The organism is Herbaspirillum sp. NPDC101396 (genome assembly GCF_044767365.1).
GTDB lineage: Bacteria > Pseudomonadota > Gammaproteobacteria > Burkholderiales > Burkholderiaceae_D > Herbaspirillum.
Genome location: NZ_JBIWNT010000001.1, coordinates 545,851 through 557,575 on the forward strand (window position 1 = coordinate 545,851; position 11,725 = coordinate 557,575).

General features: G+C 62.9%; 13 protein-coding genes. 11 read left to right on the forward strand and 2 right to left on the reverse strand.

What is annotated here, in order from left to right:
• The first annotated feature begins 32 nt into the window (after positions 1-32).
• Positions 33-827: a transporter substrate-binding domain-containing protein gene (locus ACIROY_RS02540; RefSeq protein ID WP_402271537.1), complete on the forward strand. Its 795-nt coding sequence runs from the start codon at positions 33-35 to the stop codon at positions 825-827.
• Positions 828-968: 141 nt separating this feature from the next.
• Here ACIROY_RS02540 and ACIROY_RS02545 read toward each other — a convergent pair whose 3' ends face one another.
• Positions 969-1,433 (reverse strand): C40 family peptidase, encoded by a 465-nt coding sequence (locus tag ACIROY_RS02545; protein WP_402271534.1) that lies wholly within the window; start codon positions 1,431-1,433, stop codon positions 969-971.
• Positions 1,434-1,739: 306 nt separating this feature from the next.
• A complete protein-coding gene (locus ACIROY_RS02550) occupies positions 1,740-2,042 on the reverse strand; it encodes a hypothetical protein (RefSeq protein ID WP_402339360.1) in 303 nt (100 codons plus the stop codon).
• A 355-nt stretch (positions 2,043-2,397) separates the two neighbouring features.
• Between ACIROY_RS02550 and ACIROY_RS02555 the strand changes: the two genes are divergently transcribed.
• The 10 genes from ACIROY_RS02555 (at position 2,398) to ACIROY_RS02600 (ending at position 11,720) form a co-directional block, all read left to right on the forward strand.
• Complete coding sequence (locus ACIROY_RS02555; protein WP_402339363.1) at positions 2,398-2,841, forward strand: DUF4186 domain-containing protein; 444 nt, start codon at positions 2,398-2,400, stop codon at positions 2,839-2,841.
• Between the two features lie 256 nt (positions 2,842-3,097).
• A complete protein-coding gene (locus ACIROY_RS02560; RefSeq protein ID WP_402339366.1) occupies positions 3,098-5,521 on the forward strand; it encodes a catalase in 2,424 nt (807 codons plus the stop codon).
• Positions 5,521-6,567 (forward strand): acyl-CoA dehydrogenase, encoded by a 1,047-nt coding sequence (locus ACIROY_RS02565; RefSeq protein WP_402339369.1) that lies wholly within the window; start codon positions 5,521-5,523, stop codon positions 6,565-6,567. Before ACIROY_RS02560 ends, ACIROY_RS02565 begins: the two co-directional genes overlap by 1 nt.
• A complete protein-coding gene (locus ACIROY_RS02570) occupies positions 6,555-7,325 on the forward strand; it encodes a PIG-L deacetylase family protein (protein WP_402339371.1) in 771 nt (256 codons plus the stop codon). The genes ACIROY_RS02565 and ACIROY_RS02570 overlap by 13 nt, the downstream gene beginning before the upstream one ends.
• Before the next feature lie 14 nt (positions 7,326-7,339).
• Positions 7,340-7,975: a methyltransferase domain-containing protein gene (locus tag ACIROY_RS02575; protein ID WP_402339374.1), complete on the forward strand. Its 636-nt coding sequence runs from the start codon at positions 7,340-7,342 to the stop codon at positions 7,973-7,975.
• On the forward strand, positions 7,972-8,652 hold the full coding sequence (locus ACIROY_RS02580) for a glycosyltransferase (protein WP_402271515.1): 681 nt from the start codon (positions 7,972-7,974) through the stop codon (positions 8,650-8,652). Before ACIROY_RS02575 ends, ACIROY_RS02580 begins: the two co-directional genes overlap by 4 nt.
• Positions 8,653-9,015: 363 nt before the next feature.
• Entirely contained in the window at positions 9,016-9,882 is an 867-nt protein-coding gene (locus ACIROY_RS02585; RefSeq protein ID WP_402271512.1) for an STAS domain-containing protein, read from the forward strand.
• A 7-nt stretch (positions 9,883-9,889) separates the two neighbouring features.
• Positions 9,890-10,249 (forward strand): STAS domain-containing protein, encoded by a 360-nt coding sequence (locus ACIROY_RS02590; RefSeq protein ID WP_402271509.1) that lies wholly within the window; start codon positions 9,890-9,892, stop codon positions 10,247-10,249.
• Positions 10,246-10,716 carry an anti-sigma regulatory factor gene (locus ACIROY_RS02595; RefSeq protein ID WP_402271506.1) on the forward strand — a complete coding sequence of 157 codons (471 nt, stop codon included), beginning with the start codon at positions 10,246-10,248 and terminating at the stop codon, positions 10,714-10,716. Before ACIROY_RS02590 ends, ACIROY_RS02595 begins: the two co-directional genes overlap by 4 nt.
• A complete protein-coding gene (locus ACIROY_RS02600) occupies positions 10,710-11,720 on the forward strand; it encodes a SpoIIE family protein phosphatase (protein ID WP_402339377.1) in 1,011 nt (336 codons plus the stop codon). Before ACIROY_RS02595 ends, ACIROY_RS02600 begins: the two co-directional genes overlap by 7 nt.
• Positions 11,721-11,725: the final 5 nt, after the last annotated feature.

An 11,725-nucleotide genomic window follows, 5' to 3' on the forward strand; every position in this document is an offset into this window, starting at 1 on the left:
CATTGCAACACAATCAAACCAAGGAGACCTGCATGAAACTGAATCACATCTTCGCCCGTACCTGCATCGCTGCACTGCTGACCGCGGGCCTGGCCCACGTCGCCATGGCCGATCAGCTCGACGACATCAAGAAGGCCGGCAAGGTGCGCGTGGCGATTGCCATGGGCACGCCGCTGTTCAGCTTCGCCGACGCCAACCTGCAACCAGCCGGTTCCGACGTCGAAACAGCCGAACAATTCGCCAAGGACCTGGGCGTCAAGCTGGAAATCGTGCCGGTTACCAACGCCGCGCGCATCCCGACATTGCAAGCCAACCGCGCCGACGTCGTCATCGCCGACTTGTCGATCACGCCTGAGCGCGCCAAGGTGGTTGACTTCTCCGTGCCTTACGCCGTCATCACCATCATCGTCGGCGGTCCGAAGAACATCCAGATCAAGGATTACAACGATCTCAACGGCAAGCGCATCGGTCTGACCCGCGCTACCGTCAACGACACGCTGACCACGGCGCAAGCCAAGGGCGCTGAAATCGTGCGCTATGAAGACGACGCCACGCTGATCACCTCGATGGTGACCGGCCAGGTCGAAATCTTCTCCAGCACCCCATCGAACCTGGGTGAAATGATCAAACGTGCACCAGGCAAGAACCTGGAACTGAAATTCGCGCAAAAGGACTTTGACCTGGGCATCGCCTTCAACCAGAACCAGCCGCGCCTGAAGGAATGGATCAATAACTGGGTCCTGACCAACATGCGCAGTGGCAAGCTGGACCAGATCTACGTGAAATTCCACGGCCGTCATCTGCCGGCTTCGGTTGCCAAGCAATAAGCAACAAGAAACAAGCAGTTGCAAACAAGTTATAAGCGATAAAAACAGCCGTACCTTATTGTTCCTGCTTTGGCAGGGACGAACTGAAAGCCGCTCCTCGGAGCGGCTTTTTTATTTGGATCGCGACACGTGGAATCAGGATCAGGATTGCGGCAAGCGTCGCGCTCCCTTGAAGCGGCTCTTCCAGTAAGGCTCGTTGAGCCGGGATTGGTAGATCACGCCATGCTTGCGCGAGGCATGCACGAAGTTTTCGTCGCCGACGTAGATGCCGACATGCGCGATGCCACGCTGCGCATTGCGAAAGAACACCAGGTCGCCCGGCTGCAGGGCGGCGACATCGACGGCGGCGCCGACTTCGCTGATTTCACGGGCGGTGCGCGGCAGCTCGCCGCCGCCGGCGTCCCTGTACAGAAGCGCGATGAAGGCGCTGCAGTCGAGGCCACTGTCGGGATCGGTGCCGCCGAACTTGTAGCGGATGCCGCTGGACAGGCTGCTGACCGCACGGGCGGCAAAGCGCTCCGAAGATGGCGGAGTTTCGCCCGCACAAGCGATGGTATTGATGAGACACAGCAGCGGCAACAGCCATCGGCGTGGAAAAATCGGCATGAGCGAACTCCCGAGCGCAGTCCGTGAGGACGCGACCTGATGAAGATGGATAAGTGGAAGGCGCATGTGCGCCGGACGACGAAGCGAAAAGATGAGACGAAGCGAAGCGAACGACTGCAGGCAGTGTAGGGGGAGGGCGTCCTGCAAACTATAAGAAAACTCTCAAAAGCAGTGGTAAGAAGGCAGGAAAAATACAAACCGCAATAAGAAAGCCGCCCCTGAAGGGCGGCTTCTTGCTTATCCCCGCATGGGATAGGACCTAAGAATAAAACCTAAGAACGTCGAACAGGCAGCGCAGGACTGCGCCTAGGTGTTCCTATGGCTTTGGCGGCCGGAGGCGGCATGTTCCTCGCTGGAGCCGCCGCGCGTGCCGGAACCGGAAGCTGAGCTACCCGAATTCGACCCGCTTGCATTCTTGTGGCCTTGCTGACCTTGACCTGCATGCATCTGCTGGTTGTGCGAACCGCTGCGCGGTGATGGCTGTTGCTGATGTCCGTTGTTCTTGTGACTTTGCTCGCCCGCCCGGACGTGCTGATCTTGGTTACCGCCGCGATTCTGATTGGATTGTGTAGTCATCATGTTTCCTTTTTCAAAAATGGAAAGGCTCATTGAAGCTGTCACCGCCCGGCGTCAGGAAAGCCGAAAACGACGCCGAACGATCATCCCCGGAGGACGCCACGCAAGGAGGAGGGGCCTGCGCCGCGCCGATATCCGGGAATGAGCAACCATGGTAGGCCTTCAGCGTGGCCATGCCTATGTGGCATCCTCCGATTCGGGCGTGGGAGGATGTTGTCGGACCTGACAGAGAGACTCTGTAGCCGATGACGACAATCAGGCCCCGTGGCGGGCCTGGACCTGAAGACTGAGCGAGGAGGCGAAGTCCCACAAGCCAATCAGCGCAGTCCTACTGCGCCAGGCTTCGGCAGGGGATATGATCAAAGTGTCGCCACTCCCACCGGACGCCATGTTTCCACAAGACCTGATTGTCGACCGCCTGCAGCATTCCGCCTTCCGCATGCGCTTTGCGCTGAAGCCGCCGGAGTACCGTTATCTGCAGGAGCACGGTCTGGAAGAAGTATTGCAGCATGCCGAGAGTTTCGTTGCGACGCGTCTCGCGCCTGCGCATCCCGACAAGGACGGCAAGCAGACGCCGTTTCGCGGTCATCCGGTGTTCGTGGCGCAGCATGCGACCGCGACCTGCTGCCGCTTCTGCCTGGAAAAGTGGCATGGCATCGGCATGGGCCAGGCGTTGACGACGCTGCAGACCCAGCACGTCATCGACATGCTGGCGCGCTGGCTGCAAGACCAGAAGGCGCCGGTGGACATCCCGCGTCCTGCGCGCAAGAAAGCCGCAAAGCCATCTCCCCGCAATGCTCTCGCCGACGAACGCCAAGGCGTATTGTTCTGAAGCGGTTCTGAAGCGGTTCTGAAGCGGTTCTGAAGCGGGGCGCGCTTCCCGCATGCAGTTCCGCCCTTCATCTCCTTCCTGCATCCGCTTCCGTATTTCCCTCCGCCGTCTTCAAAAAATCTGACGCCCGAACAGGGCGTCCGCTTATGTCGCCCGCATCGCTTTGTCGCTAGGCTCGTCCTTGGCTAGCGTAGTAGCGCGTCTTCACGGTGTGCATGCGCTGTTTTTCGAGTGCATACATAAAGAGGTTTTCATCATGGCAGTAAAAAAATCAGGTAACGGCGTTAATGAAGCCGCAGGGTCCGTGCTCGGCACCATGTCGGGCGCGGCGGTGGTCAGTTCCAACAGCGGCAAAAAAGTCTTACCGGCGGACTTGCTGAAAAAGGTCGTCGGCGGCGCCGATCTGGCTGCCGCCATCACGCATAACGCCTCCAAGCCGGACGAATTCCTTCGTCCCGGCGACGACACACCGCATATTCCCGACGCCGGCACCATCGCTGCACCCGGCTCGCCGCAGGCCACTGCCGGGACCATCAGCGAAGCCGTCATTTCGGACAAGACGGGTGGCGCTGCGGTCCCCAGTCACAATGCGGTCGGCGGCAACCTGGATCGCGTGCGTGTCGACTCCGGCGCACAGGCCCTGACCACCAACCAGGGCGTCGCCATCGCCGACAACCAGAACTCCCTGAAAGCAGGCGTACGCGGACCGACCGCACTGGAAGATTTCATCCTGCGCGAAAAGATCACCCATTTCGACCATGAGCGCATTCCCGAGCGCGTGGTGCATGCGCGCGGTTCGGGCGCGCATGGTTATTTCGAATGCTACAAGGACCTCAGCGCATTGACCCGTGCCGCGCCGTTCTCCGGCGATGGCAAGCGCACGCCGGTATTTACGCGCTTCTCGACGGTGGCCGGTGGCGCCGGTTCGGCCGACACCGTGCGCGATGTGCGCGGCTTCGCCGTCAAGTTCTACACCGACGAAGGCAACTGGGATCTGGTGGGCAACAACATCCCGGTATTCTTCATCCAGGATGCGATGAAATTCCCGGACCTGGTCCATGCGCTCAAACCGGAACCGCATTTCGGCATGCCGCAGGCCTCCAGCGCGCACGATACCTTCTGGGACTTCGTCTCGCTGATGCCGGAGTCGACCCACATGCTGCTGTGGCAGATGTCGGACCGTGCGATTCCACGCAGCTATCGCATGATGCAGGGGTTCGGCGTGCACACCTTCCGCCTGGTCAACGCCGCCGGTGAGTCGGTGTTCTGCAAATTCCATTGGACCCCGGTGGCCGGTACGCATGCTCTGGCCTGGGATGAAGCGGTCAAGATCGGCGGCGCCGATCCTGATTTCCATCGCCGCGATCTGTGGGAAGCGATCGAATCCGGTCATGCGCCGGAGTGGGAACTGAGCCTTCAGGTTTTTTCGGAAGAGCAGGCCGAGGGTTTCGATTTCGACGTGCTCGACCCGACCAAGCTGGTGCCGGAAGAACTGGTGCCGCTGACGCCGGTGGGCAAGATGGTGCTCAACCGCAATCCCGACAATTTCTTCGCAGAGACCGAACAGATTGCGTTCTGCACCGCGCATATCGTGCCGGGCATCGACTTCAGCAACGATCCCTTGCTGCAAGGACGCATCCATTCCTATCTGGATACCCAGATCAGCCGGCTCGGGGGTGTCAACTTCCACGAGCTGCCGATCAATGCGCCGCTGGCGCCGGTGCACAACAACCAGCGCGACGGCATGCATCGCCAGGCGGTGCACCGCGGCCGCGTCTCGTACGAGCCCAATTCGCTGGGCGGCGGCTGTCCCTTCCAGGCCGGTGCCGCCGGTTTCACCAGCTTTCCGCAGCCGGTGGAGGGCGACAAGGTGCGTGCGAAGCCCGAGAAATTCGCCGAACATTACGCCCAGGCCAAGTTGTTCTGGAGCAGCCAGTCCGCCGCCGAGCAACGCCACATCATCAAGGCTTTTCGCTTTGAGCTGACCCGTGTGCAGACGCCGGCGATCCGACAGCGCGTGGTGTCGCTGCTGGCCAATGTCGACGATCTGCTGGCCGAAAGCGTGGCCGAAGGCCTCGGCTTCAGCGTGCCGGACCCTGCACCCGATGTGGGGCCGGTGGTCAAACCTGTTTATGCGCCGTCACCGGCCCTGTCGCTGACTGCCTATCCGGGCGACGGCAGCATCCGTACGCGCCGCATCGCCATTCTTGCGTCGGACGGCGTTGACGTCGAGGCTCTTTCCAAAATCTGCGATGTGTTGTTGCAACAAGGCGCAGTACCCCGGGTGCTGGGATCAAAGCTCGGCGCAATCAAGGGTGCGGACGGCAAAGCCGCAAGCGGCTGGCAAGCGGACGTCACCATCGAAGCGGCGCCCTCGGCGCTGTACGACGCACTGATCGTTGCGCCGGGTGAAGCCTCTACTATCAGCCTGTGTGAAAACGGCCTGGCAATCGAATTCGTAAAGGACCAGTATCGCCATTGCAAGCCGATTCTCGTGATCGACGGCGGTGCCGATCTGCTCGACCGAGCCGGATTGCCGGCGGTGCTGCCAACCGGCGACCCCGACTTTTCGCTGATCGACGTGGCCCTCGATCAGCTCGATGAAGGGCTGGCGCAATTTATCCAGGCCCTCGGCGGGCCGCGCGAACTGGATCGTGAAACCGATCCGCCGGTGGTCTGATGAATACGTCCGCTAAAGATAGCGTCGACGGCATCCGTCGCTTTCTCGCGGCGTTGCCGGAGCGGCCTGATGCCGGGCAACTGCTGTGCGAGATGGTCGACGCCGGGCTGGATCGCCTTAGCCTGCCGGGCTCGGGACAGACGCTGCAGCGTTGGCGCACGCTGGCGGCAGTGGCGGCTTATGACCTGAGTCTGGTCAAATTGTACGAAGCCCACACCGATGCGCTCGCCATCCTTGCCGAGGCCGACGCCGACATCGCACCGCCGCTCAGTGTCTGGGGCGTGTGGTGCGCCGAACCGCCCAAGGCGCGGCTCGACATCCACGTCGCCTCTGCCGAAGATCCGGGACGCGTCATCGTCGACGGCGTCAAAGCGTGGTGCTCCGGCGCCAATGCACTCAGCCATGCCATCGTCAGCGGCTGGAATCCCGACGGCCATCCTTGCCTGGCGGCGGTCGACCTGGATCAGCCGGGCGTGACGGTGACCGACGAAGGCTGGAACGCCGTCGGCATGGCCGAGACCATGAGTGTCAACGTGCATTTTGACAATGCCCGCGGCACGGCCGTCGGCGGCGCTGATTTCTATACCGACCGGCCCGGTTTCTGGCAGGGCGGGGCCGGCGTCGCGGCATGCTGGCACGGTGCAGCCGCGCAACTGGCAAGTTATCTGCGGCACCAGCTGGCCGGCCGCGACGATGCCCATGCGTTGGCCCATCTAGGGCGTGCCGACGTGGCGCTGAGCGCATCGGCGGCAGGACTGCGCGCCGCAGCAGAAGCCATCGATGCGGCGCCGAGCGCGGACGGCTATCGGCTGGCCATGCGGGTGCGGCTGGCGACCGAGCAGGCCGCCGTCGAGGTCATGCAGGCGGTGGGACGCGCGCTGGGCGCTGCGCCGCTGTGCCGCGACCCCTGGGTCGCCCGCATGATGGCGGACTTGCCGGTGTTCCTGCGCCAGAGCCACGCAGAACGCGACCTGGCGGCGCTGGCGCAATCGACGCTGCAACAGGCCGAACACGAGAACGCGGGAGAAGAAGAATGGCGACTCTGACAGAAGAAACACGCGGCGAGACCGATCTTCCCGCCACCGATGAAGCGCGTTGGCGCGACGACCCGCAACTGGCCAAGGTGCCGCAAGTCCATCCCGAAACCCTGGTATCGCCCGATTCGCGCGCCGTTATCGTTGCGCCCCATCCTGACGACGAGGTGCTCGGCTGCGCCGGCCTGTTGATGCACCTGGCGGGCAGCGGGCATGAGATCCTGCTGATCGCGGTGTCCGACGGCGAGCACAGCCACAGCAACGAGTCGGCGTTCAGCAGCGACTTGCTGTCGCATGTACGCCCGGCCGAAACCAGTGAAGCCCTGACCGCGCTGGGCGTTTCCAATATCACCATCATGCGCGCGCAGCTGCCCGACAGCAGGGTGGGAGAACATCAGCGCAAATTGCAGGACTTGCTCGGCGCCTATCTGCAGCGCGGCGACACCGTCTTCGCCAGCTGGCATCGCGACGGTCATCCGGACCATGAAGCAGTTGGCCTGGCCAGCCGGGACGCCGCGCGCGCCATCGGTTGCCGGCTGATCGAAATCCCGATCTGGATGTGGCATTGGCGCACTCCCGAGCATCACGAAATTCCCTGGCAGCGCGCACGCAAACTGATGCTTGGCCCGGACATGCGGGCCCGCAAGAAGGCGGCGCTGGAATGCTATCGCAGCCAGCTTGAGCCGGATCATTCGACCGGCAACGCCGCGATCCTGCCGCCCGAGGTGCTGGCGCATTTCCATCGGGACTTCGAAATTTACTTCGTCTGAACGGACAGCACGCCATGCGCGCCTCTTCACAAGATTATTTCGACGCGCTCTATGAAAGGAGCGACGATCCCTGGCGCATCGCCGGCAACTGGTACGAGCAGCGCAAGCGCGGCCTGGTCACGGCCGTGCTGCCGCGCTTGCGCTTCCGCCACGCGTTCGAGCCGGCCTGCGGGAGCGGCGAACTCTCGCTCGAGCTGGGGCGGCGTTGCGACCGGCTCCTGTGCAGCGATTTTTCGGCCACGGCGGTGGAAATCGCGCAAGAACGGTGGCAGCAAGCCGGCGCCGGCAGCCGCGGTGCGACCTGTGACGCCCGCTTTGTCCGCATGGCGGTGCCCGAGGAGTGGCCGGAGCAGCTGGGGCCGGCGTTCGACCTGATCATCCTGAGCGAATTCGGCTATTACCTCGCCCCCGACGCCCTGAACACCTTGCCTGCGTTGGCCAATGCTTCGCTGGCGGCCGACGGCGTGCTGGTGGCCTGCCACTGGAAACACGACTTCGCGCAGCGCGTGCACAGTGCGGCGGCCGTGCATGCGCTTTTCGACGCACTGGACGGATTGCACCGCTGTGGGCATTACGAGGACGCCGATTTCCTGCTCGACGCCTGGAGCCGGGAGCCGCGCTCGGTGGCGACCCTGGAGGAATTGACATGATCGGCGTCGTGATTCCCGTGCACAACGAAGAAGATTATCTGCGCGCCTGCCTGGCGTCGGTGCAGTTGGCGATTGCGCATCCGGGTTTGCCTGCCGAAGAGGTGCGCGTCCTGGCGGTGCTGGATGCCTGCAGCGACGGCTCCAGCGGCATCGCGCAGGGGCTGGACATCGATTTCCTCAGCATCGACTCACGCAATGTCGGCCTGGCACGGGCAGCGGGCGCCGCTGCATTGCTGGAGGCGGGCGCGCGCTGGCTGGCATTTACCGACGCCGACAGCGTGGTTGCACCGGCCTGGCTGGCGACCCAGCTCGCCCTGTCGGTACAGGACGCAGCCGATGCTGTCTGCGGCACCGTCGCGGTGGACGACTGGTCGGCGCATGGCGAGCGCGCCCAATTCCTGCGCAAGCACTTCCAGTCGACCTATTTCGACCAGGATGAGCATCGCCATATCCACGGCGCCAACCTGGGCGTGTCGGCGGCGGCATACCGGCTCGCCGGCGGCTTTGCGGCGCTCACCTGCGGCGAGGACGTGGCGCTGGTGCAGGCGCTGCTGGCCTGCGGCGCCCGCATCGCCTGGAGCGCCGCCCCGCGCGTGACCACCAGCAGCCGCATCGCCAGCCACGCGCGGGGCGGCTTCGGCGATACCTTGTCCGCCGTGGCAATGCGCGGCGCATAGGAAGACTTCCGTTTGTCCTACAAGAAAATCGGTGTTCGGCCACCTCCTCAAATCCTGCGGCGATGAGGATACTCGCTGCTTGCGCTTTGCAATTACTTGCGCAAGGAAAACTCCGTCGAAAAATAGTGCCACAGGGTACAAAAATGCGGGCAATCCGTACAGGGGAAGGGGATGCACATCACTATCGAAGCATGGTTTCCGCGCGGCTCCACGCCGGCGCGACCGGGACCTTTCTGCCAAATTCAGATCCTCCGGACGAACACATTCACGCCCCTTTGCGGACGCCATAGGCACGCGTGCAGCTAAAGCACCCGGCAATCCCATTGACTCTTTTCAATTTCATACAAGACCCCAAGGAACAGCATGCCGACCAACAATGACGCCGCACAATTGGCAACGTTGATACAAAAATTCCACGAACCGATCCTTCAGAGCTGGTTCGAGCAACTGAAGTCGAAGGCAATGACCTTCGATTCCGGCGCCGGCGACACCACGCGCAAGCAATGCGCACAGTTGCTGAGTCTGCTCGGCAGCGCCGCCCAGCGCGGCCAGCTGGACAACATCGAAGGGCGCGAATGGGATGAAGTGCGCCAGTTGCTGGCCGAAGTGTCGCAGAATCGCGCCCGCCAGGGCGCCACGCCCAGCGAAACGGCGATCTTCGTGTTTTCGCTCAAGCAGGCGCTATTCCCGTTCCTGCGCAGCGAACTGGAAAAACAGCCGGAGGTGCTGGCCAGCACCACTTGGTCCATCACTGGCTTGCTTGAACAGCTCGGCCTGTACACCGTCCAGGTGTTCCAGGAGAGCCGCGACCGCATCATCGCGCGCCAGCAACAGGAACTGCTGGAGTTATCCACGCCCGTGGTCAAGCTGTGGCAAAACATCCTGGCGCTGCCGCTGATCGGGACGCTCGACAGCGCGCGCACGCAGGTGGTGATGGAAAACCTGCTGCAAAAGATCATCGAGACCGGCGCCGCCATCGCCATCATCGACATTACCGGCGTGCCCACCGTGGACACGCTGGTCGCCCAGCATCTGCTCAAGACCATTGCGGCGGCGCGCCTGATGGGTGCGGACTGCATCATCAGCGGCATTCGTCCGCAGATCGCGCAGACCATCGTCCACCTCGGCGTCAACCTGGAGGATGTGATCACCAAGGCGACGCTGGCCGACGCCTTCCTCATTGCGCTGGAACGCACCGGCGCCAAAATCACAGTGGACAACAAGGGGTAAGCCAGGCATGGAGCGCATTCCCATTCTTCGCATGGGCAACCTGCTGCTGGTCACCATCCAGGTGGACATGCACGACCGGCTTGCCATGACCTTGCAGGACGACTTGACCGACCGCATCGTCAAGGACGAGGCCAAGGGCGTCCTGATCGACATTTCCGCGCTGGATCTGGTGGATTCCTTCATCGGCCGCATGATCAGCAACACTGCGGCAATGGCGCGCGTGCTTGACGCCAGCACGGTGGTGGTCGGCATGCAGCCGGCGGTCGCCATTACGCTGGTCGAACTCGGCCTGACGCTGACCGGCGTCAAAACGGCACTCAACGTTGAGAAGGGCGTGGCGTTGCTGGAAAAGAGCATGCGCAGATGAGCGGCTATGCGGTGCCGGCATTTGAATTTGCCCCCAGCCTGCTCCCCGTCGGCGGAGCGGCGGTCCAGCAATCGCAGAGTTTGCCGCTGCATTCGGACGAGCACGTCGTCATGCTCAGGAAAGTGGTGCGCGAGCGCGCCATCGAACTGCAGTTCGGCCTGGTCGATCAGACCAAGCTGATCACCGCCGCCAGCGAAATTGCGCGCAACACGCTGAAGTACGGCGGCGGCGGTGAAGTGCGCCTGCAAAACCTGGTCACTGGCGCAAAAGTGGGCATATGCCTGACCTTCGTCGACGACGGCCCCGGCATCGTCGACATGGAGCGCGCCATGACCGACGGCTACACCAGCGGCGGCGGCCTGGGACTTGGACTGGGCGGTGCACGCCGGCTGGTCGATGATTTTGAAATATGTACACAACCGGGGAAAGGCACAGCTGTGATTCTGATCAAGTGGAAGCGATGCTGAGCAATGGGCAGCAAGCCTTCACGATTGCCCATTCCAGCGATATCTCCTCGGCGCGCCGCTATGCGGCGCTGCTGAGTTCGTCGCTTGGCTTCGGCGAAGTGCAGGCCGGCCGTCTGGCGATCATCGTCACCGAGGCGGCAACCAATATTCTCAAGCATGCCGGCGACGGACTGATGCTGGTCACGCCGGTGTCCGATGGGGCCCGGCAGTCGATCGAAGTGCTGGCGCTGGACCGCGGCAAGGGCATCGCCAACCTCGGTGAAAGCCTGGCCGACGGCGTCTCCACCAGCGGCACGCAGGGTACGGGACTGGGCGCCATCCGACGACTGTCGCGCACGTTCGACGTCTATTCTGCGCCGGGCAAGGGCAGCGCCTTCTATGCGGTGATTGACCATGTGGAGGCCCAGGCTGCACCGCTGCGGCCGGTCGAACATGCCGCCATTTGCATCCCGATCGCAGGCGAGGACGAGTGCGGCGACGCCTGGGCTGTGGAAATCGACGACACCGGTGTTTCCATGATGGTGGCCGATGGCCTGGGGCACGGGCCTGAAGCGGCGCGTGCATCGGGCACGGCAGTCCAGGAGCTCAAGTCCCGCCCCGGACTGGCCCCGGCGGTCGCCATGGAACACATCCACAAGGCCTTGCGACCCACACGCGGCGCCGCGATCGCCGTAGCGCGCCACGCCTTGGGCAGCGAGGAACTCGTATTCGGCGGCATCGGCAACATTGCGGCCGCCGTGATGGGACCGGAGTCGCGCAAGCAAATGGTCTCGCACAACGGCATCGTCGGGCACAACATGCGCAAGGTGCAGGAATTCGCAGCACCATGGCCGCAGGAAGCGGTCTTCATCATGTGTTCGGACGGCATCACCACGCAATGGGACATCGCCGGCTATCCCGGTTTGTTTGCGCGCCATCCGGCGGTGATTGCAGGCGTGATTTACCGCGATTTTTTGCGCGGTCGCGACGACGCCACCGTGCTCGTCGTCAAAAAAAATGCATAGGCAAG

What these genes read in the sequence shown, in the direction of transcription:
- ACIROY_RS02570 (WP_402339371.1), top strand. Translation starts at nt 6,555, where the DNA reads ATGGCGACTCTGACAGAAGAAACACGCGGCGAGACCGATCTTCCCGCC.
- ACIROY_RS02595 (WP_402271506.1), top strand. Translation starts at nt 10,246, where the DNA reads ATGAGCGGCTATGCGGTGCCGGCATTTGAATTTGCCCCCAGCCTGCTC.
- ACIROY_RS02545 (WP_402271534.1), bottom strand. Translation starts at nt 1,433, where the DNA reads ATGCCGATTTTTCCACGCCGATGGCTGTTGCCGCTGCTGTGTCTCATC.
- ACIROY_RS02580 (WP_402271515.1), top strand. Translation starts at nt 7,972, where the DNA reads ATGATCGGCGTCGTGATTCCCGTGCACAACGAAGAAGATTATCTGCGC.
- ACIROY_RS02555 (WP_402339363.1), top strand. Translation starts at nt 2,398, where the DNA reads ATGTTTCCACAAGACCTGATTGTCGACCGCCTGCAGCATTCCGCCTTC.
- ACIROY_RS02585 (WP_402271512.1), top strand. Translation starts at nt 9,016, where the DNA reads ATGCCGACCAACAATGACGCCGCACAATTGGCAACGTTGATACAAAAA.
- ACIROY_RS02565 (WP_402339369.1), top strand. Translation starts at nt 5,521, where the DNA reads ATGAATACGTCCGCTAAAGATAGCGTCGACGGCATCCGTCGCTTTCTC.
- ACIROY_RS02590 (WP_402271509.1), top strand. Translation starts at nt 9,890, where the DNA reads ATGGAGCGCATTCCCATTCTTCGCATGGGCAACCTGCTGCTGGTCACC.
- ACIROY_RS02540 (WP_402271537.1), top strand. Translation starts at nt 33, where the DNA reads ATGAAACTGAATCACATCTTCGCCCGTACCTGCATCGCTGCACTGCTG.
- ACIROY_RS02575 (WP_402339374.1), top strand. Translation starts at nt 7,340, where the DNA reads ATGCGCGCCTCTTCACAAGATTATTTCGACGCGCTCTATGAAAGGAGC.
- ACIROY_RS02550 (WP_402339360.1), bottom strand. Translation starts at nt 2,042, where the DNA reads ATGAGCCTTTCCATTTTTGAAAAAGGAAACATGATGACTACACAATCC.
- ACIROY_RS02600 (WP_402339377.1), top strand. Translation starts at nt 10,710, where the DNA reads ATGCTGAGCAATGGGCAGCAAGCCTTCACGATTGCCCATTCCAGCGAT.
- ACIROY_RS02560 (WP_402339366.1), top strand. Translation starts at nt 3,098, where the DNA reads ATGGCAGTAAAAAAATCAGGTAACGGCGTTAATGAAGCCGCAGGGTCC.